Raw genomic sequence first — 23,529 nt, forward strand, 5'->3', positions numbered from 1 at the left:
GCCAATGCGACATCAACGGTGCCGCCAACATACTCCGTAAAAGTAAGCAGAACTTCGATTTCGAGGGACTGTGTAAGGGGCTTTTGGACAGCCCTTTGAGAATAAGGCTATCCTGATTTCAGGAGGAAACTTAAACAGCAACCTTCTCAAGAATCTCCCGCTTCTATAAGCGGGAGAGGTTCAATTCTTTCCGTTCTTTCCGTGTTTCTTTTCAAAAGCAATCATGTGTGCTTCTTGGTCGGTATGGCCTTCGGCTTCTGCCTGGGCGATGAGGGCGACCATTTCTTCATAGGCTTCAGGAATGACTTTGGTCAGGTGAGTGACGGTGTCGTCCCAGTTTTCCAAGAGGATGTGGCCCAGATTGCTGTCCGTGTAGTGGACGTGTTTTTCCAGCATGGCTTTGACAGCCGCTTTTTCGTCGTCGTCGGTGAGCGGTTCCAGTTTGACCAGGTCGGTGTTGCATTTATTCGGGTCCAAGTCGTAGACGTAGGCGATGCCGCCGGACATGCCGGCTGCAAAGTTGCGCCCTGTCTGGCCGAGGATGAGGACCCGGCCGCCGGTCATGTATTCGCAGCCGTGGTTGCCGACGCCTTCGACGACGGCACTGATGCCGCTGTTGCGGACGCAGAAGCGTTCACCGGCTGTGCCGTTGATGTAGGCTTCGCCGCTGGTGGCACCGTAGAAGGCGACGTTGCCGATGATGATGTTATCTTCGGCAGGGAATACCGATTCCCGCGGCGGCGATACGATGATCTTGCCGCCCGACAGGCCTTTGCCCAGGTAGTCGTTGGCATCGCCTTCCAGGGTCAGCGTCAGGCCACAAGGGATGAAGGCGCCGAAGCTCTGGCCGGCAGAGCCGACGAAGGACAAGATGATCGTGTCTTCGGCCAGGCCTTTTTCGCCGTAGCGCTTGGTGATTTTACTGCCCAGGATGGTCCCGGTGACGCGGTCGGTATTCTTGATGCGCAGGCGGGCCCGGATATGTTTCTGTTCTTCCAGGGCCGGCCGGCACATGCGGATCAGTTTGGACATATCCAAGGTCGTATTGATCTTGTGGTTCTGGGGCGTCGTGAAATGCTGGCCGACCGACGCATCCGTGTACGGACGGTACAGGAGGTTCTTCAAGTTGACCGTCTTGGCTTTCCAGTTGCCGAAGTGATCGCGCTGTTTCAGGCAGTCATAGCGGCCGACCATTTCGTCGATGGTATGGAAGCCCAGGCGGGCCATGATTTCCCGCAGGTCCTGTGCGACGAAGCGCATGAAGTTGATGATATATTCCGGTTTGCCCTTGAAGCGTTTGCGCAGTTTTTCATCCTGCGTGCAGACGCCGTACGGGCAGGTGTTGAGGTGGCAGACGCGCAGCATATGGCAGCCGATGGCCAGGAGCGGTGCCGTACCGAAGCCGAAGACTTCAGCGCCGAAGAGGGCGGCAATGGCGACGTCGCGGCCTGTGAGCAGTTTGCCGTCGACTTCCAGGGTGACGCGGTCGCGCAGGCGGTTGAGGAGCAGCGTCTGCTGGACTTCGGACAGGCCAATTTCCCAGGGCAGGCCGGCATGGCGCAGGCTCGTCCGCGGCGAAGCGCCGGTCCCGCCGTCGTAACCGCTGACAACGATATCGTCGGCCTTGGCTTTGACGACACCGGCGGCAATCGTGCCGATGCCGGCTCCGGACGTCAGTTTGACGCCAATCGTAGCCTTGCGGTTGGCATTCTTGAGGTCAAAGATGAGTTCGGCCAGGTCTTCGATGGAGTAAATATCGTGATGCGGCGGAGGCGAGATGAGGGCGACGCCTGTCGTAGCATGACGGGTCTTGGCGATATCCGGATAGACTTTATTGCCCGGCAGATGGCCGCCTTCGCCCGGTTTAGCCCCTTGGGAGCACTTGATCTGCAATTCATCGGCGTGGATGAGGTAGTCGCTGGTGACGCCGAAACGGGCCGATGCGACCTGTTTGATGCGGTCGTTCGTTTCCGTATCGAAACGGGCCGAGTCTTCGCCGCCTTCGCCGGTATTGCTCATGCCGCCCAGGCGGTTCATGGCCGTAGCGACACATTCATGGGCTTCCTTGCTGAGGGCGCCGTAACTCATGGCACCCGTGCGGAAGCGCTTGACGATGGAATCGACAGGTTCGACTTCTTCGATAGGGATGCTGCTGCCGGCAGGATATTCAAAGTCCAGGAGGTCGCGCAGGCGGAAAATGGTCTGACGGTTGACATGGTCGGCGTATTTTTTATACGTTGCGTAGTCGCCGGTCTGGACGGCTTTCTGCAGGAGCTGGACCGTTTCCGGGTCGATGATGTGCGGCTGGCCGCCCTTGTGGTACTGGTAGAAGTCGCCCCGTTCCAGTTTATCTCCCGTGCTGTACGCTTCTTGGTGGCGCAGGACGTTTTCCTTGGCGATTTCAGCGATGCCCAGGCCTTCGATGCGGGACGGCGTGTTGCAGAAATATTTGTCGATCAGGTCCTGTTTGATGCCGACGGCTTCAAAAATCTGTGCGCCGTGGTAGCTGTGGACTGTCGAAATGCCCATCTTGGACATGACGGCCAGGATGCCTTTGACGGCGGCGTCGATGTAGTTCTGTTTGGCCGTTTCGTAATCGATTTTCTGGAGCTTCTTGTTGGCAATGAGTTCCTTGATGGATTCCAGGGCGATGTACGGGTTGATGGCCGTAATGCCGTAGCCGATGAGGGTACAGAAATGATGGACTTCGCGCGGTTCGCCCGATTCCAGGATGAGGCCGACGTCGGAGCGGACGCCCTTGTCGATGAGATAATGGTGCAGGGCTGCCGAGGCCAGGAGGGCCGGAATGGCGGCCATGCGCGAGTTGACGCCGCGGTCGGACAGGACGAGGATGTTGGCGCCGTTCTTGATGGCCTTCAAGGCATCGATGCAGAGCGATTCGATGGCCGTTTCCATGCCTTCAGAGCCGCTGTTGACGGGATAGAGCATGGACAGCGTAGCCGCCCGCAGTTTCGGCGTCATGAGGGACTTGATGACCGACATCTGTTCGTTGGTCAGAATCGGGCCTTTGAGGTACAAGGCTGCCGTCGACGCTTCGTTCGGTTCCATGATGTTGGCGACGTTGCCGGCCATGACAGCTGACGACATGACCGTCTTTTCGCGGACACCGTCGATAGCCGGGTTGGTGACTTGGGCGAAATTTTCCTTGAAGTAATCGTAGAGGAGCTGAGGTTTGTCGTTGAGGACGGCCAGGGGGACGTCGACGCCCATGGAGTCGATGGCGTGCTGGGCATCGCGGGCCATGGGCAGGATGACCTTGTCCATATCTTCCTGGGTATAGCCGAAGACTTTTTCCTGTTCCTTCAGGTCATAAGGGATGATGGCATCGCTGTTGGCGATGTTCTGACCCGTCATGAGGTCGTCGAGGTTGACGATGTGTTCTTTATACCATTCGTCGTAAGGGTGTTCCGTCGCGATTTCGTGCTTGATTTCGTCGTCGTCGATGATGCGCTGTTTCTGCGTATCGACGAGGAGCATCTTGCCCGGTTCCAGGCGGCCCTTGTAGAGGACGTCTTCCGGCGGGATGTTGACGACGCCGACTTCAGAACTTACGATGACCCGGTCGTCGCGGGTGACATAGTAACGGGCCGGACGCAGGCCGTTGCGGTCGAGCATGCCGCCGATGACCGTGCCGTCGCAGAAGCCGATGGCAGCCGGGCCGTCCCACGGTTCGAGCATGAAGTTGTGATAGCGGTAGAAATCGCGCTTTTCGTCGCTCATGAGCGGATCCCGTTCCCACGGTTCCGGAATCATCATCATCATGGCATGGGGCAGGGAATGGCCTGTCATGTACAGGTATTCCAGGCAGTTGTCGAACATGGACGAGTCGCTGCCCGTATCGTCGACGACGGGGAAGACTTTTTCCATGTCCGGGAAGAAGTCCGATTTCGATTTGCCTTCACGGGCGTTGAGCCAGTTGATGTTGCCCTGGATGGTGTTGATTTCCCCGTTGTGGACGATGTAACGGTTCGGATGGGCCCGGGCCCAGCTGGGGAAGGTATTGGTACTGAAACGGGAATGGATGAGGGCCATGGACGTGACGAAATCCAGGTCCGACAGGTCGAGGAAGAAGTGGCGCAGCTGCATGGACGTCAGCATGCCTTTATAGACGATGGTCTTCGATGACAGGCTGGCGATGTAGAAGTCCGTGCCGTTTTTCTGGCTTTCCGGGACGATGGCTTTTTCTGCCAGCTTGCGGATGATGTATAATTTCCGTTCAAAGTCCATCTGGGTCTTCATGGTCGGGTCCTTGCGGATGAAGACCTGCAGGAAATGAGGACACGTCTGTTTGGCAATGTTGCCGATCAGGCTTTCATCGACAGGGACATCGCGCCAGCCGAGGATGGACAGGCCTTCGGAGCGGACGATGTCTTCAAAGGCTTCCATCTGTTTATGACGGAATGTTTCATAACGATGGGCAAAAATCATGCCGACGCCGTATTCACCTTCGTCAGGAAGGGAAAAGCCCAGGACTTCACATTCGCGCTTGAAGAACTGGTGTGGAATCTGGACCAGGATGCCGGCGCCGTCGCCACTGTTGGCGTCAGCCCCTTCGGCACCGCGGTGACGGAGGTTTTCCAGGATCGTCAGGGCATCGTCGATGATGCCGTATGATTTTTTCCCCTTTATATTGGCAACGATACCGATGCCGCAGGCATCGTGTTCATAAGACGGATCGTACAGGCCTTGCGGGCGCGGCAGATCGCGCATTTCTTTATTCATACGTAATCCCCCTTTGGGTATACAAAAATGAGCCGTCACTGTATGAGAGAGAAGGCTCGTATATACTGTGGTGTACCTATGATTATAAACAATTTGTGAAGTCGATGCAATGATTTTTCTGAATGTTTTTGCTGAAACGCCGACAATTTTAATGTAAAAATCGAATTTTACCGATTTTTTAAAGGAATTATCGAGAAAAACGTGTGAACTGTTCCCGAAAAAGACCGGCTCCGCCGTTGGCCGGGTGGCGCATGGCGATGGCCGGGAAGCCGGCATTCTGCAAGGTTTCTGCTGACTTCCTGCCGATGGCGGCCAGGCGTATATCCGGCCGGCAGTAGCTCAGCAGGGCTTTGGCGTACACGAGGCCGTCGGCCAGCTCACTGTCCGTCGGCGTGCGGTTGGAGAAGGGCCAGGTCTTGTGGGGATGGAAGGGGAAGATATTCCATAATAAGACGTCGCGCGGGTCCAGGCCGTTGTCGACGATGGCTCCCCAGACGTAGGTATCTGTCGGCTCGTTCATGCCTTTTTCCCGCTGAGGACGGCTGGTCATGAAGGCGCTGTCGGGCCGGCTCGTGCGCTGGCCGCGGTGGCCCAGGATGACGTCAGCATGTATCTGTTTGTGTTCGTCCAGGAGCATGCGTTCGCAGGTAATGGGGATGCCTGTGAAGCGGCAGCCCTGGTATCCGGCGGCTTCGGCGATGAGGACGATGCGGGCCCGGGTCAGGCGGGGCGCCAAATATTCCCGCAGCTGCTGGCAGCGGATGGCTGGCGCGTCCGGACTGATGTCGCAGGAGACGTCATATTCGGACCAGGGATTGAATACGCCGGGATGATGGTAGGCACAGAGTTTGTCGATGAGTTCTTCCATGGAAAATCCTCCTATCCTAAGGGCTGGGCTTGAAGATATAATACGGGCCGATCCGGCCTACTTTCCGGGTCAGGCTGAAAAATTCCGAGGCTTTATAATCTTTATATTTCCCTTCCGGGACGACGAGGGTCAGGTTCTGGTGCTGATTCAGGCTGGATAACACCTGGTCTTCGGAAGCTGTCGGGTAGACGTGTTTCTTAGCCCATACGGCATCGCGCCGGAGCCGGGCATTTTCGTCGTAGTCGGCCGGTGCCGTCCAGTATGCCGTCTGTCCCGTATAATAAGGATAGGACGTGCGGTACTCTTCAAAGAAATAGACCGGGGCCGCATCGTTCAGGACGGTCAGGGATTGGGCGGACCGGTATTGATAAAAGGGGACCAGGACCTGGAAGGTCACGATCAGGTAGGTGATGACTGTCGTCGTAATCAGGAAGAAGGGCAGGGCCAGATAGGCTTTCTGCCACCACGCCAGCCAGGTCAGGATAGCCATGATGGCCAGGAATACCGTCAGCAGCAACAGGCCTTGGACGGGGAAAGGCGCTTTATCCGCAAAGGCCACCAATACGGCGAAGAGCAGGCTGTAGACGGAGGCCGGGATGAGGGCTGCCAGCCAGGCATAGCGGGCGTCCTCGTCGAGCCAGGCCTGCATCGTGCGGGCGCCCAGGTATAAGAGAGGCCAGTTGGCGATATAGGCATAGGTTGGGTATTTCGTTGCCATGAGGCTGTAGAACAGGATTGTCCCGAGGGCCCAGATGGCCATGAATACGTACTCATCGTGATGACTGCGCCGCCGCCACAGGGCGTAGAGGCAGGGGCCGGTCCAGGGCAGGAGACTGATTGGGACGAGGACGAGGTAGTAATACCAGACGTCGTATTCGGGATGTTCCGATACGGTCGCCCGGACGACGTTGTTGAAGCCCAGCAGGCCATCGATGAAATCCATGCCATGGCGGCTGTACATGGGGCCATACCAGATCAGGCAGAGGAGCAGGAAGAGCACGATGCCTGCCGGCGGGAACAGCCTTTTAAGGTAATCGGGCCGGCGCTGGATGGCGGTAAAGAGAAGCAGGAACAGGCCGGGCAGGACCAGGCCGACCGGGCCCTTGGTCAGGACGGCACCGGCAGCCATGACGTAAGCCCCTGTCATATAGCCTTTCTTCCCTTCTGTCAGGCCGATATAGGCGAAAAACAAGGTAGCGCCACTGAAGAAATACAAGGGCTGGTCAGTGATGACGGAGCGGCTGACGAACCAGAAAATCAGGGATGTCACGGTCATGGCGGCGAAGAGGAGGGCTGTCGTGCGGCGGCCCGTCTGGCGCAGGGCGAACCAGGCAGCCAGGGTGCAGGAAGCGGTGCCGAAGAGGACAGCTGGCAGGCGGGCTGCCAGATCCGTCGTCCCCAGGAGGCTGTAAGACAGGCTCAGGAGCCAGTACAGGAAAATGGGCTTATCATACCAGTACGTGCCGTAAATCTGCGGGGACAGCCAGTCGCCGCTGCGGACCATTTCCAGTGCCGTCAGGGCGTAATTCGATTCGACCGGGTCCGTGACGGCCAGCTGAGATATGCCGACGGCCAGGAAAAGGAATGCTGCCACGAAGATGATGGTCAGGAATGTGCGCTGTTTCATGGGGACACCTCCTAAGGATGGTTGATGAGGATGACTTGTGTCGGCGTTTCGGCGGCGATGCCGAAGCGGTCAATCAATTGCTGGGATTTGGCCAGCTTATGGAAGGTCGATTTCGACATGACCAGGAAAATCTTATCCTTCTCTGCGAGCAATTCTTCCAGGTCCGGGTCCTTGACGGGCCCCATTCCGTTCCGTACATGCCGCTGTAATAGGCGATGCCCGGGCGCAGGAATTTTTCGATATAGAGTGGGGAATGGCCGTCATAGACATCCGGCAGGATTTGGGCTGTCTCGTAAGATGTGACGTGGCCTTTGAACTGGGGGATGATGAAGCCGAAAGCCGCCCAGGAGAAACAGATCATCATCACGATGCCTGCCACGAAAGCCGACCGGTAGCGGCGGCGCCACAGACACCAGGCCGGGAGGAATAATGCCGCTGCCAGCAGGCCCGAACCCCAGGCGATGGCCGGTCGGAAAAAGGCGGCGTTTTCGTGGAGCGGGATGGCATTGCTGGCGAGCAGCAGCAGGCCCAGGATATAGAAGGATACCAGCAAGGGCCGCGAAAATTTCCTCTCGATATAGCAGCGGTACCAGTACCAGCCCAACAGATATGCCGTCGGCGGGAACATCGGGGCGATATACGTGACCAGCTGGGTCTTGGAGAGGGAGAAGAAGACGAAGATAAAGGCCGCCCAGACGGAGCAGAACCGGAGTATGTCGCGGAAGGGGTCCCGCTTGTGGAACAGCCGCCGGATTGTCGGGAACAGGGCCGCCGTCCAGGGCATCATGGCGGCGAAGAGGATGGGGATGAAGAAGAAGAGACTGTTCTGTCCCGGATGTTCCGGCGCCGCGAAGCGGGTGATGTTGTGATAGCCGATGAAGGTGTCCAGGAAGACTTCGCCGTGGACCCGGTACATGAGGATATACCAGGGGAGACCGACCAGGAAGGCCAGCAGGATGCCCTGGGGAATCTTCATATGCTTCAAGAGCGGCCACTGCCGCGTCCAGGCCAGATAAATGAGCATGATGAGCGCCGGGAACGCGTAGCCGACAGGGCCTTTGGCCAGGAGCGACAGGCCGCAGAAGATATAGGCTATATAATAGTTTTTACGGTAAAAGGAAACCATGGTCACGGTCAGGGTGAACATGAGGGTCATGTCCGTGACGGCAGCCTTGCCGATATACATGAAGCCGGCACTGGTCACCAGGAACAGGGCCGACAGGAAGGCGATGGGTTTATTGAATAATTCCTTCCCCTGGACGTAGACGTACATCGTCGTTGCCATGGCCATGATGACGCTGGGCAGGCGGGATGCGATGTCAGAGACGCCGAAAAAGCTGTACGACAGCATTTCCAGCCAGTAGAAGAGCGGTGGTTTATCGTACCAGTACTGGCCGAAGATGCGCGGTGACAGCCAATCCCCAGCCAGGAGCATTTCCCGCGCCGTTTCGCCGTAGACCGGTTCGTCCGGGTCCATGAGCGGGGCAGCACCTAAAAATGGCAGCAAGATCATTGCTGCCACTAAGGCGACGGTCAGGCCGTAACGATGTGTTAAGAACCATTGTTTCATTCTGCATTTCTCCGGCGGCGTCTATGCCATACGAATACGACGGTGGCGACGACACAGACGGCGATGACGGCCATGAGGAAGATGTGGTTGTACTGTATGAGGTCCCGCCAGTGACTGCCCAGGAGGGAGCCGGCCCATACGAGGAGCAGCGTCCAGGGGATGGTGCCGATGACGGTGAAGATGGCGAATTTCCAGAAAGGATAGCGGGCGACGCCGGCCGGGAAGGAAATGAACGTGCGGACGCCGGGCAGGCAGCGGCAGATGATGACGGCAATGCCGCCGTACTTGTTGAACAAGTCTTCGGCCATGCGGAATTTACGTTCGTTGAAGAAGATGTATTTGCCATACTTTAACAAGAGCGGCCGGCCGCCATAAGAGCCGAGCCAGTAACTGATGACCGAGCCGACGAGGCCGGCGACGCAGGCTACGGCAAAGGTCGTCCAGAATGAAAAGATTTGCTGGGAAATGAGGAAGCCTGCAAATCCGAGTACGACTTCACTGGGGATGGGGATATTGGCGTTTTCCAATGCCATTGCCACGAACATCGCGATGTAGCCGTACGATTCCATGAGTTGTAATAATGTATCCAAGTAGGCACACTCCTTATCGATAATGTAAAGAAACAAACTTGCTATCTATCATAGCACAGATGGCCTGCCGGGGCTAGTGTCCGCCAGCTATTATCCCTTGCTTTTAAAGCATGGGATGTGGAACAGGGCGTAACGGCAGAGCAGATAGCCGTAGATGGCCAGGACCAGGGCCGTAATGACGACCTTGAGCCATACGGCGACGGCCAGGGGCTGTAAGAACCACATCGAATGGAGGATGATCGGTTCGCTGACGAAGAACAGGCCGTAGGAAATGCGGTGCAGCGTGTGGGACCAGGCCGAGTGCTTATCGAACTGCTGATGGAACCAGGCCGTCAGGCCAAGGACGGCGGCGACGAGCAGTAAAGCCGGCGTCAGCGCTGTCAGGATAGAGGCTCCCTTGCCGGGCATCCAGGCGGCATAGACGCCGACCATGATGGCGAAGCCGAAGAGGCTGCTGCTTTTAGGCTGATAGCCAGACGGCGTGAACCAGCGATGGCGGAAGGTGTAGACCCCTAGGGCAAAGGCAAAGAGGGACAGGACCAGCCAGTCCGGGCGGATCCGGGCGATGTAAGGGATGGCCAGGGACTGAGGCAGGAAGGCCTGACAGAGGAAGAGGGCGGCTGCCAGCAAGACGAGGAAGCCCAGCAGGAAAGGAACTGATGGCTTCGAGGCGATGCGGTGCTGCAAGACCTTATGGTTGACATGCTTGATCAGGGACAAGCCGGCAAAGAGCAGGAAGAGCCAGAGCGGGACCCACGACGTGACCGGCAGGGCTGATGTGACCAGCTGTTCTTCGATGCCGAAGAGGACTAAGACGAGGCCCGGCCAGCCCAGACGTTTCCATTTATCTTTCAAGAAGAACGATATCGTGCGGATGCGCAGGGCCGAAGCTCCGAAGTAGGCACTGATGAAGAAGACGATGGAAATGGCGACGACGGCACTCTCTTCGTAAAAGGCTGTCCAGGATTGTAGCAATAAAGCGGCCAGCGTCAATACGACGGCGGCACTGCGCAGATTATCAAAGCAAATGAAGCGGTTCATGATCATGACCTTCTTTCTCCGATGCGGGGAGAACATTTTGCTTGTTCTCTGCTGCATCTATATATTATAATACCATTATAACGTTTTCTTAACGGATGTAAAAATTATTTTGAAAGAAGTTGAGCCTCTATGATTTCTACGGAAGACAGCATCATCCGCCTGATTATGGCCCTCATCCTGGGCGGACTCATCGGTTATGAACGACAGGCCCAGAGCAAGTCGGCAGGCCTCAGGACACATACCCTGGTCTGTGTCGGCTCCTGCCTGTGCATGATCATATCTATCAATATTGCCATGGATTATTACTTCACCTTTGGCTATAATAACTCCGACCCGGAACGGATTGCAGCTCAGGTCGTATCCGGCGTCGGCTTCATCGGGGCCGGTACGATCCTGGCCAACCAGAAAGACCGCAGCGTCCGCGGCCTGACGACGGCTGCCGGCTTATGGGCCGTATCGGCCATCGGCCTCGTCGTCGGTGCCGGCTATCTCGTCATAGCCTGTGTGGCGACGGCGCTGATTTTCCTGGTCCTGACCGTCTTCGTCCGCCTCGATGCCCGCCTGGAAGGGCACTTCCGCAAGCGCTATGCCATGCACCTGGTCATGAAGAACAACATCGGCCAGGCCCGGAAACTTTCGACTTTTATCCATGACCACCACATGCATATCAAGACCTTCCATTCCCATAATGATGACGATGCACCCTTGGCCGACATCGACCTGGAACTGACGGCGGCTCATTACATGGATGAAACGGAAATCGTCAGCCAGCTCCTGGCCATGAAGGGCATCAAACAGGCGACGTTCCACGTCGATGCCGGTGCCAGACACGACAGCGAAGACCACAAATGAATATTGTATACAATATTCTTGCTGTGTATACAGTATTTTAGGCTTTTCGCTATATAAAAACTCTTTTCACAGTGCTATAATGTAGGACGTCAAGACATTTGGAGAGAACAAGTGTCCACTAAACACGAACTATTATGCAGAGAGGGGTTTTTTACGATGACGATTATGGCAGCAGCAAGCAGAGAAGGTAAGACATTACGTGACGTGGTATTCGCCGCTGGAGCGGCAGCCCGGGAAGCGGCAGCGCAGTACGGGGCGGATAAGGTCGTCAATGCGACCGTCGGCTGTTATGCCGGCGACGATGAAAAACTGGCTTGCCTGCCTGTGGTAGAACAATTATACCGCTCTCTGCCTATGAGCGATTTCATTACCTATGCACCGCCGCTGGGCCTGGAAGGCTATCGCCAGGCCGTCATCGACGAAACCTTTGAAGGCTGTCGTCCCGATGGCTATGTCGATGCTGTGGCTACGTCCGGTGGTACCGGTGCCATCCATATCGCCATTGCCAACTATTCAGAAGTCGGCGATGCCGTACTGACGACGGACTGGCGCTGGAACATTTATGACTGCCTGTGCCAGGAAATCGGCCGCGACCTGCACACCTTCTCGATGATGGACGACCAGGGCCATTTCAATACGGCGGCGTTCTCGGCTGCTGTTTCCAACATCCTGCGCCGTCAGGATTCGCTGCTCCTCATCCTCAACACGCCGGCCAACAACCCGACGGGCTTTGCCCTGTCCGATGCCGAATGGGCCGATGTCCTCGAAGTCTGCCGCCTCCATGAAAAGAATGGCAAGCGCATCAGTATCCTCGTCGATATCGCCTATATCGCCTATGCCGGGGAAAAGGACCGCGTCCGCTCGTTCATGAGACAATTCGCCGGCCTTCCGGAACACATCTTTACCATGTTCGCCTTCAGCATGTCCAAAGGCTATACTATGTATGGCCAGCGCGCCGGCGCTCTCGTTGGCTTGTCGTCGAGCAAAGCCGTTATCGAAGAGTTCGCCAATCTGGGCAAATATTCGGCCCGCACGGCCTGGTCGAACATCAACCGCGCGGCCATGACGCTCCTGACCAAGATCCGCAGCGACCGCGACCTCATGGCCCAGCTCGAATTGGAACGCATGAGTTTTGCCAAGAGCCTGCGCCGCCGTGCCGACATCTTCACCTATGAAGCCGACCGCTGCGGCCTGCCGTATGTGCCCTATAAAGGCGGCTTCTTCATCTCCATTCCGACGCAGCAATCGGCTGCCGTCTGTCAGGCCTTGGAAGCCGACCTGGTCTTTGCCGGTCCCCTGGCCCAGGGCGTCCGCCTCGGCGTCTGCTCCATCCCGGAAATCAAGATGCAGGGCCTGGCCGCCATCGTAAAGAAAGCCCTCGACCGCGTAGAAGGCAGAACCGACCTCCTCGCAGCGGGGAAATGAGTTAAAATGTTGGTGGCTCGTGACTCGTGGCTCGTGGCTAACTGCTAACCACTAACAACTTAAAAGAGGCTGTCGCATTAAGACAGCCTCTTTTTGAGCTTTAAGTTTGTAGTTTTTAGTTTGCAGCAAATGGTAAAAAAATTAAAGTCAGCTTCTACAAACTACAAACTCCGTACTACAAACTATAAAGTAAAAGGGGCTTTGCATGATGGCAAAAATCTTCGTGCGACAAGCCCTTTTTTTATTTGCAAATTCCTATCATAACCTGTATAATGAACGTATAAGCTTTTTATTATATACTACTTGAACGAAATTGTAAAGTTTTTTGAGAAAAAAAGACTCGGACGACAGACGAGGATAGGAGGATGCTACATGTATGGACTAGATCGGTTTATGGGTTGCATGTTTGGCGGCGCCGTAGGCGACGCTTTGGGGTTTGTCATTGAATTCGACGATTTGAAGACGATTCATAAGAAATACGGCCCTTATGGATTGCGCACTGTTTTAAAATCGGCTAAAAATGGCAATAAGAGCCTTATCTCAGACGATACGCAGCTGGCGTTGTTCACAGCTGACGGCATGCTCTGGGCCGACCACGACGGATTGGAACCTTCAGATGGCCTGTACCGGGCGTATATGCGCTGGTATTATACGCAGACCGAACGCATCATCCATCCGGAACAGGAAAAATGGATGATGCGCCAGCCTCATGAAGTCGATTTCGACTACGACATCATGGGGGAAGAGGCCCTCTTTGCCCGCCGCTCTCCGGGCAAGATCTGCCTGACGTCGCTGGCGTCGGGGAAAAAATTGACCCGTCAGGAACCGCTGAACCACAGTTGTGGCAGCAGTACGGTCATGCGGGCTGCGCCTATCGGCCTGTTTTATGCCGGCGACCCGGAAAAAGCCTTTGCCGTCGGCTGCCAGGCTGCCAGCCTGACCCACGGTAGTCCGGAAGCCTATTTATCGACGGCCACGCTGAGTGCCATGATTGCCTCCCTGGCAGCTGGCAAGAATATCAGCGCTGCCCTGGGAGGGGCCCTGCGCATCCTCCAGGCTGATCCGGAAGGGACGCCGCTCATGAAGACTATCCTGCGGGCTGTCGACGAAGCCGTCACCGACCGCAATCCAGTGCGCTCCATGAAGAAGCTGGGCCTGGGCAAGAAAGCCGATGAAGCCCTGGCCCTGGCCGTATACTGCGTCCTCAAGACGGGCCATCTGAAAGACGCCGTTCTCATGGCCTGCAACCAGGATGGCGATAGCGATACGTGCGGCGCCATCTGCGGCAATATCATGGGTACCCAGGATGGGGTCCAGGCTATCCCCAAGAGCTGGCGCGGCAATTTGGAATGTGACGACTTGATCCGCAAGCTGTCGCAGTGCCTGTACGACCATCATCAGACGTCCCGGGAAGAAAGCGAAGCGGTCAGCCACTAGCACTCTCCGGCTGGGGCCTGGCGTTTCCCTCTTGACATTGCGTCTGTATTCCATATAATGAAATATATTAATTTCTTGGCGTCGTGACGATGCCGAATCGGGGGAACGAGGATGATTGAATCGATTGACCGGGCCCTGGCCGTTTTACAGCTTTTTTTAAAGGAAGAAAGGCCCCTCAGTGTGACCCGTATCAGCAAGCTGATGGACCTTCATAAGAGTACTGTCAGCCGCACTATGGATACGCTGGAGCGCCGCGGCTTTGTCCAGAAAGACAGTGAAACAGGGAAATACTGGCTGGGGCTCCAGGTCTATGCCCTGGGGATGCTCTTCCGGGAAAAGGATGCCTTCCCTAAAGTCGCCTATCCGTATGCCAAGGCCCTGTCCCTGCAGTGCAATGAAGGGGTCCATATTACGACCTTTGCCCATAATGGGGCTTCCTATCCGCAGCACATCATTTTAGAGAAGATCAAGTCGCCCAGGACGATTGATACGGCACCGCCTATCGGTGCCGTCCGTCCGGCGTATTGCTCGGCCTCGGGCAAGTGCCTCTTGGCTTTTTCGCCGGAATACCTGCACACTTATACGGGCTGCACGCTGCAGAAGTTTACGGAATATACCATGACCGACTGGAGCGACCTGCTCCAGGAACTGGAGAAGATCCGCTGCCGGGGTTACGCCGTGGAACGGGAAGAAGTCGAACTCGGCATGGCCTGCATTGCTGCGCCGATTTTCCATCATGGAATCATTACGGCGGCTATCAGCGTATCCGGACCGGCAGACCGGCTAACGGCGGAAGAACGGGACCTGGCCATCGAAGCTGTCAAAAAGACGGCGGCCGACATTAGCCGGGCTTTAGATTCAAAGGAAATGTAAGGATTTCTTTAGAAAAATAAAACAATGTTTATGGTGAATTGTTTGGTATAAAAATTATGCAAAATGGGAATACGCAACATGCATTTGCAGAAATGGACTTTTATGGTACAATAAGCGTGGATACTACATTCGGGTCACAAGATTGTCTGCTGTGAGGTGAAAAAATACTTTCCTTTCCATCTTGCTGCAGTGTGGGAACAGCTTGGGATCTTATCCACGATTCGAGGCGAAAAAAGAATGAAAACAACAATCAGCATGGCCGCAACAACTGTACCGCGTGTGGTCCACCCGTATAAGACACGGAACGGCGGCGCTACCGTCACGGTTTTCGTGCCCTATAATTGTCACAACCATTGCCCGTTCTGCATCAACAAGGCGGAATATGAAGATATGACGGGTTTTTCTGAAGAAGCCATCTGCCAGAGCATCCGCCTGATGGACAGCTTGACGCCGTTCTGTGATTTCGTATTCACTGGCGGTGAACCTTTTGCCAATATGGAATCGCTGCAGCGCATGCTGGACTGTATTCCTGTGACACACAAGGTATATATCAATACGACGCTGCCCGTCTTTGAGAATCAGTCAGAAGACGACATCGTCGCTTTTACGGAACGCAACCGTCATAAGATCACCTGCATCAACGTATCGCGCCATATGCAGCACTATGTACAGGAATCGAATGATGGCCTCCTGAGCCGCCTGGCTGTTCCGTTCCGCATCAACTGCGTATTGTACAAGAAATATCCGGCAGACCAGCTCAAACCGTATCTGGAACGGTTCCGCAAGATTGATGGGGCATCAATCCAGTTTCGTTTCGACTATACGGAAACGACGCCGGATAATTTATATGAAGAAGGCCATGACCATATCCTTCATGACCTGAAGAAAATCGCCGATTATACGGGCCTCGACGGCTGCCGTATGCGCTGCGGTTTCCATTTCGATTACAAAGGCATGGAACTGACCTATCATAAGACCCTGCCGTACAGTACGGTCATCGAACGGGATGAACGGGACGATAAGGAATACGATATCCTCTATGATATTCTCATCAAGCAGACCGGGGCCATCCATTCCGATTGGGACGGGACGCCCTTGGACATCGAAGCCTACCGCAATGTCGTCTTTGAACCGTATGACCTCAAATGGATCCAGCGGTCGCGGACGGGCCTGAGCAAACGCCTGCCCTTCCTCAAGACGGCCTGCGCCATTTTCCATTGATTTTTTGCCGCGTGAAGGCGTTGGCCGGCATGCGTGGTTCTTTTAATTTTAGTTTGTAGTGCGGAGTTTGTAGTTTGTAGAAGATGGCTTTAAATTTAAAACCATTCGCTAAAAACTACAAACTTAAAACTCAAAAAAGAGGCTGTCTTCATGCGACAGCCTCTTTTTTACTGTTCTTTTCCAGTGGAAATCGGGTATAATAGAGATAATCGATTTTTTATGTAAGGAGGTACGTTCATGGCCGTTACAGTATTATTGGGCAAGGCGGGAAGCGGCAAATCGACGCAGTGTTATCGGGAGATACAGGCCTGCGCGGCTGCCGGTGGCAAGACCCTGCTCCTTGTCCCGGACCAGGCGACATATGGTGCCGAACGCCATCTCGCCGAAAGTTCCGATGGACAGGGCTTTTTAGGGACGCAGGTTCTCGGCTTTTCCCGGCTGGCTTATAAAGTCTTCCAGGAACGGGGCCTGGAACACGCGTCGCTGTCGGAGTTAGCCCGCAAAATCATTTTGCAGCGCCTGCTGCACAAAGGGGAGAAAGAATTTTCCGTCTTGCAGACGGCGGCCAGGCAGCCGAATTTTGCCGATACGGCAGGCCGCTTCTTATGGGAATGCCGGTCTTTCTGCGTTACGCCGGAAGCCCTGCGCCAGGCGGCTGAAGCCGTCCCCAGCCCGACCCTGTCGCACAAGCTGGAAGATATTTCCCGGCTCTATGAAGCGTATCAGGCCTTTCTGGCAGACCACTTCGGCTCGGCAGATGATACGATGACTCTGCTGGCCCGGGAAATCGGGCATTATTCCTTCCTCCAGGGCGCCCATGTCTGGGTCGATGGCTTCCAGTGGTTCACACCGCAGCAGATGGAAATCCTGCGGCAGATAGAGCGCGCAGCCTCGAAGGTGACGATTACCCTGACCATCGATGAAGCGCATCTGGCACAGCAGCTGCGGGAAACGGCCTTGTTCCACCGGGCTTACGAAGTCTATCGCGATATAAAGACACTCTTTCCCCATATGGAAACGGCTGTCGTCGAAAAGCGGCCGGCCGGCCCGCTGACGGCCTTTCGCGATGCTTTTTTCCAGACCGTCCCGGCCAGCATGGACCGGCCCGTATCGGCCCTGGAAATCTGGGAATGTCCCGACAGGGATGGAGAAATCGACAGCGTTGCCCGGAAAATCGCAGCGCTCTGCCGTCAGGGCTATCGTTATCGCGACTTCCTGGTCCTGGCCCGGACGAGTGACTTGTACCACGACCGGGTCGAACGCATTTTCCGGCGCTATGGGATTCCCTGCTTCAGCGACTATCGCCGGCCTATGACCAGCCATCCCGCCGCCGAGGCCATTTCCGCCCTGTTCGGCGTCTTCCGCAGCCGCTGGTCTCATGAGTCGCTCTTCCGCCTGCTCAAGACGGACCTCTTTCCCGTCAGCCGCCATGACGTCGACGATTTGGAAAACTATTGCCTCGCTTACGGCATCCAGGGGCGTCACTGGCTGAGGGATGCTGAGTGGACTTACGGCCGCCGGCAGGAACAGCCCCAGGTCATCGACGAACGGGAAGAAGCGCACCTCCAGCGCATGAATGCCATACGCCAGCGCGTGCGGGACATTTTGTTCCCCTGCTGGGAAGAAGCCCAGGAAGAACATAGCCTGCGCGACTGGTGTACCTTGTTGTATCACTGGCTGTGCCGGCTGGACATCCCGTCAGTACTGCGCCAGTGGCAGGAAGAAGATGAGCAGTCGGGCCTTGCCGAAGAAGGCAAGGAGCACGAGCAGGTCTGGAAGCGTATCGGGACGTTCCTCAATGAAATCGTCAGTCTTTGCGGTGACGATGAAACGGACCTCGATGAATTTTCCCAAATCGTCGAAGATGGCCTGGCCAATTTGAAGTTCAGCCTTATCCCGCCGACGCTGGATCACGTCACTTTGACGGCTGTCGAACGAGGCTATACGATGCAGGCCAAGGTCGTCTTTCTCTGCGGTGTCAATGACGGCGTCTTCCCTCAGCATAGCCAGGAAGAAGGGCTGTTCAGCGATAAAGAACGGCACCGCCTGGCTGATCTGGGCATCGTCCTCGGACCGGGGAGCCGCTTCCGCTCTTTCCAGGAACGCTTCTTGTTCTATTTAGGGGCGACCCGGGCTGCGGAACGGTTCATCATATCTTACGTCGTCGCTGACGATGACGGCAGTGCCATGGAAAAAGCGTCGTGGATCCATCAGCTCCGGGATAAAGGCTATGTAGCTGACATCATCCGCCAAAAGGCCAAGGTACAGCCCGGCCGGGAAGGGGATTACCTGCTGGCCCTGCCGGCGGCTCTCGATTACCTTCCCGGTCACTTGCGGCCGGCTGCCAATGGCGAAGCTGTCGGGGATATATGGTGGGCCCTCTATGACTGGGCCTGGCAGCATGGCTGGCGCCATCAGGCCGTGCGCGCCGTCCAGGGCCTGTTCCATACGAACCTGCCTGTCACCCTGCCGGAATCGTTGGTGCGCCGCCTCTTTGCGCCGGACGGGACGCTGCGCGGGTCGGTCACTAAGTTCGAGCAGTACCGCAGCTGTCCCTTTGCTTATTTTTCCCGCTATGGCCTTGGCCTGGAAGAACGGCCGCGCTATCAGTTCGCTGCACCAGACCTGGGCATGCTGGTCCACGGCGCCCTGCGCATCATCGGGGAACGGCTGCTGCGGGAACAGAAACAGTGGCATGACATTCCCGACGCAGACGTCCCGGCCATCTGCCGCCAGGCGACGGATGAACTGGCGCCGCAGGTCCAGCACGATATCCTCATGTCCAACGCCTATTTCGCCCAGATAAAGGAACGGCTCATCCAGACCCTGACCCGGACGGTACGACGCCTCAGCGCTTTCAGTGCCGTTTCCGATTTCCATATGGAAGGGCTGGAAAAATCCTTCGGCCGTCCGGGCAGTCCCTGGGAAGCCCTGCGCTTTACCTTGAAGAATGGCCTGCAAGTCGTCGTCACCGGCCAGATCGACCGCATCGATACTTTGCGCCAGGGGGACCATAAATACGTCGTCATCATCGACTATAAGTCCGGCCGGAAACAGCTCGACATCAGCCAGATTTTCACGGGCCTGGAACTGCAGCTTTTGACGTATATGTTCGTGGCTTTGCTGAATATTGGCGGCGATGCCATTCCGGCTGCCGTCCTATACTGTTACGTCCGCAATGATAAGGTATCCCTGGAATACCGCGTCAGTGAGGAAGACAAGAAGAAACTCTACGATGCCAAAGGGAAGCTGACCGGTTTCTACCTCGACGACGGCCAGGTCATGCAGCAGCTGGATACGTCGATGCAGGGCTTTTCCGATTTCCTCAACTTGCGGCTGAAAAAAGACGGGACCCTGAGCGATTCGTCCCACACGCTCTATAATGAAGCAGGCTGGAGCCACCTGCTCGACTGGGCGGCCCGGCAGATACGCGATATTGCCGGCCATATCGGCGACGGTGATATTTCCATCCATCCCATCCTCATGGGCCAGCAGGCGCCGTGCAGCTATTGCCCTTACCGGCCGGTCTGCCGGTTCGATGTCGCCGTTGCCGGCAATACGTATGACGCGGCGGGACGGGAAGATACAGACGAGATGATTCAAAAGATGTTTGATGAAGGAGATGACGAACATGGCCTGGACGAATGAGCAGCAGGCAGCCATCGACAGCCGGGGGCAGACGCTGCTCCTGTCGGCGGCGGCCGGTTCCGGGAAGACGGCTGTCCTGGTGGAACGCATCATCCGCCGCCTCCTGGACAAGGAATATCCCATTGATATTACGGAATTACTGGTCGTCACCTTTACCAAGGCCGCCGCGGCCGAAATGCGCGACCGCATCGGGACGGCCCTGATGAAGGCCTTGTCGGAAACGAAGGATCCCCGCGTCGAACGCCAGCTGGCCTTATTGCCATCGGCCCAGATTTCGACGCTCCATGCTTTTTGTCAGCATGTCATCCGTAAGTATTTCTATACCATCGACCTGGATCCGGCTTTTTCCATTGCCGGTGAAGAAGAATTGAACCTCTTGCGCCGCCAGGTCCTGGAAGACGTCTTCTTGTCTTACTATGAAGACGATGAGAAAGCGTCCATCCTCTATCCGCTGGCCGATATGTTTGGCAGCGACCGCGGCGATGACATCCTCATGGATACAGTAAGCCGCATGTATACCTATGCCCGCAGCCTGGCCTGGCCGGAACATTGGCTGAAAGAGGCAGCCCGAGCTTATGACGTGGCGCCGGACGCCGTCATCGACGATATGGTCTGGGCCGGCCCCATCAAGGATGCCGTCCGCCGTATCCTTGAAGAAGATGCCCACCTCTATGACGGCGTGCTCTATCACCTGCGCCAGCGCGAAGCCTTTGCGCCGGCCTGCGATACCTTCGTGGCTGAACAGGCAGCTCTCCGGCAGGCCGCCCAGGCCCGGTCCTGGAATGATTTGAACCGCTTTGTCCGGGCCATCGACTTCCCGCGCCTGAAGTCACTGCGGAAATTATCGGATGACGATAAAGCCGTCTGGGAACGGTGCAAGAAAGTGCGCGACGATGTCAAGAAAGACGTGATCAAGACCTTGCAGTCCGTCTATTTCTCGGCGACGCCGGAAGAATGGCTCGACGGCATGCGGGCCATGAAACCCGTCATGGATGGCCTGGTGACGCTGACCCTGGATTTTGCCAAAGCTTATGGGGCGGCGAAGAAGGAAAAGGGCTGGATCGATTTCAGCGACTTGGAACATTTCTGCCTGCAGATCCTCCTCGCCCCCGATGCATCGCCGGAACATCCCGTGCCGTCGGCGGCAGCCGAAGAGCTGCGCAGCCAGTATGAAGAGGTCTTCATCGACGAATACCAGGATACGAACGGCGTCCAGGAACTCATTACCCGCCTCGTTTCCGGTGAGGACAACCGTTTCATGGTCGGCGACATCAAGCAGAGCATCTATCGCTTCCGCCTGGCCGACCCGACGCTGTTCCTGGAGAAATACCAGTCTTTCAGCCGCGATGAAAAAGCCGTGCAGCGCTGCATCGACCTGGGGCGGAATTTCCGCAGCGTTCCGGTCGTCCTCGACGCCGTGAACGCTGTCTTCTCGCGGGCCATGACGGCAGAAGCGGCCGGCATGGATTATGGTGAACGGGAAAAACTCTACGCCGGCCGGCAGGCTCCGGACGATGAACGCTGGATCGGCGGGCCTGTCGAAGTCGACATCGTGCCGACGCCGAGTGACGAGGAAGACGACGACGGCAGCACGGCCTTTGAAAAGGAATGCCGCTTCATTGCCGGCCGCATCGGCGAGCTCCTGGCCAGCGGCCGCATGGCAGCCCGCAAAGACGGCACGCTGGAGCCCTTGTCTTATCGCCATATCGTCGTCCTCCTGCGCTCCATGGCCGGCAAGGCCGACGTCCTCATCCAGGCCCTGCAGGAAGGAGGCATCCCGTCATATGCCGAACAGAGTGGCGGTTATTTTGCCGCCGTCGAAGTCCAGGTCATGCTGGCCCTCCTGCGCTGTATCGATAATCCCGAACAGGACCTGGCCATGGCGGCTGTCCTGCGGTCGCCTTTGGTCGGCCTGGATGAGACGGCCCTGGCCGGTGTCCGCCTGGCCGGTGACGGGACGCTGTGGCAGAACCTGCCGGCCTTTGTTGCTTCGCTGCCCGACGGCGTAGATGAAAAAGAGGACCTGCAGCAGTTCATGGCCGCCTTTGATTCGTGGCGCACGTACAGCCGCCGCCACGGCGTGGCAGAACTCTTGCAGCGCCTGTATGATGATACGGCTTATGTCGACTTCGTCGGGGCCATGCCTGGCGGCGACGTGCGCCAGGCCAATCTGAAAGCCCTGTACGACCGGGCCCGGCAGTACGAAGAAGCCGGCTTCCGCGGCCTCTTCCGCTACCTGCAGCTCATGGATAAGATGAAAGAAGACGGCCTGGACCTGGCGCCGGCTAAAGTCGTCAGTGAAAAGGAAGACGTCGTGCGCATCATGAGTATCCATAAGAGCAAGGGCCTGGAATTCCCCGTCGTCTTCGTCGCCGATATGGGCAAGGCCTTCAACCGCCGCGACACGCAGGACCAGATACTCTTTCACAATCGCCTGGGCATCGGTCTCAAGCAGTATGACCCGGAATGGCGCATATCCTATCCGACGCTCATCTGGAGCGGTATCGCCGCCCAGCTGCGCTGGGAAGGGACGGCCGAAGAAGAGCGCATCCTCTATGTCGCCATGACCCGCGCCAGGGACCAGCTTATCCTGACGGGCCACAGCAGCCACATCGACCGTGACTGGCAGCGCTGGACGAGCCACCTCAATCCGGCTCAGGCCAAATCGTATTTCGACTGGGTCATGCCGGCTGCCCTGGCCCCCTTCGGGGCCAAGGCCGATGCTGATTATGCCCGTCCCGGTGCGGCCTGGCAGGATGCGGTCTGGCAGGTGCGCATCGCCAAGGCCGTCCCGGCAGGGACTGTTGAAGAAGGCGCCTATGATGGGGAACCGCGGCTGGAAGCCCTGCGGCGCGGCGACTTGACCGGCACGCCTGTCCCGTCCTGGCTGGACGAACAGTTATCCTGGCAGTATGCCTATCCCCAGGCTGTCCGGACAGCGGCCAAGTTTTCCGTATCCGAAGTCAAGCGGCGATATCAGGAACTGCACAGCGATGAACTGCAAGACGAAGCCGCCCTGTCTGTCCCGGCTGCGGCCGTCATCCCGCCGGCGCCCGGTGAGGACGATGCCTTTGCCGCCCTGCCGCCCTGGCTGGCCGGAGAAGAAGCGGCTGTCAGCGGAGCTCAGCGCGGGACGGCCCTGCACAAGGCCTTGCAGTATATCACGCCGGCTGCCGATCAGACGACGGCGACTTTGCGTCGTGAAATCGACGCCTTTGTCCGCCAGGGCCTGTTGAGCCGGGAAGAGGCCAAGCTGGTCTATGTGCCGGTCCTGGCAGCTTTCTGTCAGTCCGATATAGGCCGGCGCATGGCCGAATCGCCGGAGCTGCATCGCGAATATCCCTTCACTGTCCTGTTAGCTGGCGGCGATCCTCTGCCTGAGACAGAAACGGGCGAACAGATTTTGATCCAAGGGGTCATCGACTGCCTTTTCCGCGAAGATGATGCCTGGATCCTCGTCGATTATAAGTCGGACCGGCTGGAAACGGCAGACGCCTTCCGCAGACGCTATGCCGTCCAGCTGGCATTATACAAGCGGGCTGTCGAACAGATTACGCACCGGCCCGTCGAAGAAACGTACATTTATAGCTTACATCTACAACAAGAAATCAGACTATAAAAACTGTAAGGAGGT

At 56.8% G+C, this 23,529-nt stretch carries 13 protein-coding genes; 7 read left to right on the forward strand and 6 right to left on the reverse strand.

The annotated features are described in order from the left end of the window. Positions 1-180: 180 nt before the first annotated feature. The 6 genes from gltB to NM10_RS00590 all read right to left on the reverse strand — a co-directional run bounded on the left by gltB (position 181) and on the right by NM10_RS00590 (position 10,439). The gene (gene gltB / locus NM10_RS00565; protein ID WP_020309684.1) at positions 181-4,743 is read right to left on the reverse strand and encodes a glutamate synthase large subunit; all 4,563 of its coding nucleotides are present in this window, start codon (positions 4,741-4,743) and stop codon (positions 181-183) included. A 187-nt stretch (positions 4,744-4,930) separates the two neighbouring features. After that, complete coding sequence (locus NM10_RS00570) at positions 4,931-5,611, reverse strand: uracil-DNA glycosylase (protein WP_020309685.1); 681 nt, start codon at positions 5,609-5,611, stop codon at positions 4,931-4,933. Between the two features lie 16 nt (positions 5,612-5,627). Further along, positions 5,628-7,238 (reverse strand): ArnT family glycosyltransferase, encoded by a 1,611-nt coding sequence (locus NM10_RS00575; RefSeq protein WP_020309686.1) that lies wholly within the window; start codon positions 7,236-7,238, stop codon positions 5,628-5,630. A gap of 73 nt (positions 7,239-7,311) precedes the next feature. Next, positions 7,312-8,808, reverse strand: coding sequence for an ArnT family glycosyltransferase (locus NM10_RS00580; RefSeq protein WP_020309688.1), 1,497 nt, complete (start codon positions 8,806-8,808; stop codon positions 7,312-7,314). Continuing rightward, positions 8,805-9,398, reverse strand: a complete 594-nt coding sequence (locus NM10_RS00585) for a DedA family protein (RefSeq protein ID WP_020309689.1) — start codon at positions 9,396-9,398, stop codon at positions 8,805-8,807. The genes NM10_RS00580 and NM10_RS00585 overlap by 4 nt, the downstream gene beginning before the upstream one ends. A 90-nt stretch (positions 9,399-9,488) precedes the next feature. Beyond that, complete coding sequence (locus NM10_RS00590) at positions 9,489-10,439, reverse strand: hypothetical protein (protein ID WP_020309690.1); 951 nt, start codon at positions 10,437-10,439, stop codon at positions 9,489-9,491. Positions 10,440-10,568: 129 nt separating this feature from the next. Here NM10_RS00590 and NM10_RS00595 point away from each other — a divergent pair, with 129 nt between their 5' ends. From NM10_RS00595 to addA, 7 genes are all read left to right on the forward strand, one after another. Next, positions 10,569-11,291 (forward strand): MgtC/SapB family protein, encoded by a 723-nt coding sequence (locus NM10_RS00595; RefSeq protein ID WP_020309691.1) that lies wholly within the window; start codon positions 10,569-10,571, stop codon positions 11,289-11,291. Between the two features lie 156 nt (positions 11,292-11,447). Continuing rightward, positions 11,448-12,716 (forward strand): pyridoxal phosphate-dependent aminotransferase, encoded by a 1,269-nt coding sequence (locus tag NM10_RS00600; RefSeq protein WP_020723776.1) that lies wholly within the window; start codon positions 11,448-11,450, stop codon positions 12,714-12,716. 372 nt (positions 12,717-13,088) lie between these two features. After that, on the forward strand, positions 13,089-14,153 hold the full coding sequence (locus NM10_RS00605) for an ADP-ribosylglycohydrolase family protein (protein ID WP_020309693.1): 1,065 nt from the start codon (positions 13,089-13,091) through the stop codon (positions 14,151-14,153). A gap of 111 nt (positions 14,154-14,264) precedes the next feature. Beyond that, entirely contained in the window at positions 14,265-15,026 is a 762-nt protein-coding gene (locus NM10_RS00610; protein WP_020309694.1) for an IclR family transcriptional regulator, read from the forward strand. A 237-nt stretch (positions 15,027-15,263) separates the two neighbouring features. Further along, positions 15,264-16,247 carry a 4Fe-4S cluster-binding domain-containing protein gene (locus NM10_RS00615; protein WP_192813528.1) on the forward strand — a complete coding sequence of 328 codons (984 nt, stop codon included), beginning with the start codon at positions 15,264-15,266 and terminating at the stop codon, positions 16,245-16,247. A gap of 237 nt (positions 16,248-16,484) precedes the next feature. Further along, positions 16,485-19,895 (forward strand): PD-(D/E)XK nuclease family protein, encoded by a 3,411-nt coding sequence (locus NM10_RS00620; protein ID WP_020309696.1) that lies wholly within the window; start codon positions 16,485-16,487, stop codon positions 19,893-19,895. Beyond that, entirely contained in the window at positions 19,879-23,514 is a 3,636-nt protein-coding gene (gene addA / locus NM10_RS00625; RefSeq protein WP_020309697.1) for a helicase-exonuclease AddAB subunit AddA, read from the forward strand. The genes NM10_RS00620 and addA overlap by 17 nt, the downstream gene beginning before the upstream one ends. The last annotated feature ends 15 nt before the right edge of the window (positions 23,515-23,529 follow it).

The organism is Megasphaera sp. NM10, from assembly GCF_000417505.1.
GTDB classification, from domain to species: domain Bacteria; phylum Bacillota; class Negativicutes; order Veillonellales; family Megasphaeraceae; genus Megasphaera; species Megasphaera intestinihominis.

Coding starts and splice junctions, on each gene's coding strand:
- gltB (WP_020309684.1), bottom strand. CDS start 4,743: ATGAATAAAGAAATGCGCGATCTGCCGCGCCCGCAAGGCCTGTACGAT.
- NM10_RS00570 (WP_020309685.1), bottom strand. CDS start 5,611: ATGGAAGAACTCATCGACAAACTCTGTGCCTACCATCATCCCGGCGTA.
- NM10_RS00575 (WP_020309686.1), bottom strand. CDS start 7,238: ATGAAACAGCGCACATTCCTGACCATCATCTTCGTGGCAGCATTCCTT.
- NM10_RS00580 (WP_020309688.1), bottom strand. CDS start 8,808: ATGAAACAATGGTTCTTAACACATCGTTACGGCCTGACCGTCGCCTTA.
- NM10_RS00590 (WP_020309690.1), bottom strand. CDS start 10,439: ATGAACCGCTTCATTTGCTTTGATAATCTGCGCAGTGCCGCCGTCGTA.
- NM10_RS00595 (WP_020309691.1), top strand. CDS start 10,569: ATGATTTCTACGGAAGACAGCATCATCCGCCTGATTATGGCCCTCATC.
- NM10_RS00600 (WP_020723776.1), top strand. CDS start 11,448: ATGACGATTATGGCAGCAGCAAGCAGAGAAGGTAAGACATTACGTGAC.
- NM10_RS00605 (WP_020309693.1), top strand. CDS start 13,089: ATGTATGGACTAGATCGGTTTATGGGTTGCATGTTTGGCGGCGCCGTA.
- NM10_RS00610 (WP_020309694.1), top strand. CDS start 14,265: ATGATTGAATCGATTGACCGGGCCCTGGCCGTTTTACAGCTTTTTTTA.
- NM10_RS00615 (WP_192813528.1), top strand. CDS start 15,264: ATGAAAACAACAATCAGCATGGCCGCAACAACTGTACCGCGTGTGGTC.
- NM10_RS00620 (WP_020309696.1), top strand. CDS start 16,485: ATGGCCGTTACAGTATTATTGGGCAAGGCGGGAAGCGGCAAATCGACG.
- addA (WP_020309697.1), top strand. CDS start 19,879: ATGGCCTGGACGAATGAGCAGCAGGCAGCCATCGACAGCCGGGGGCAG.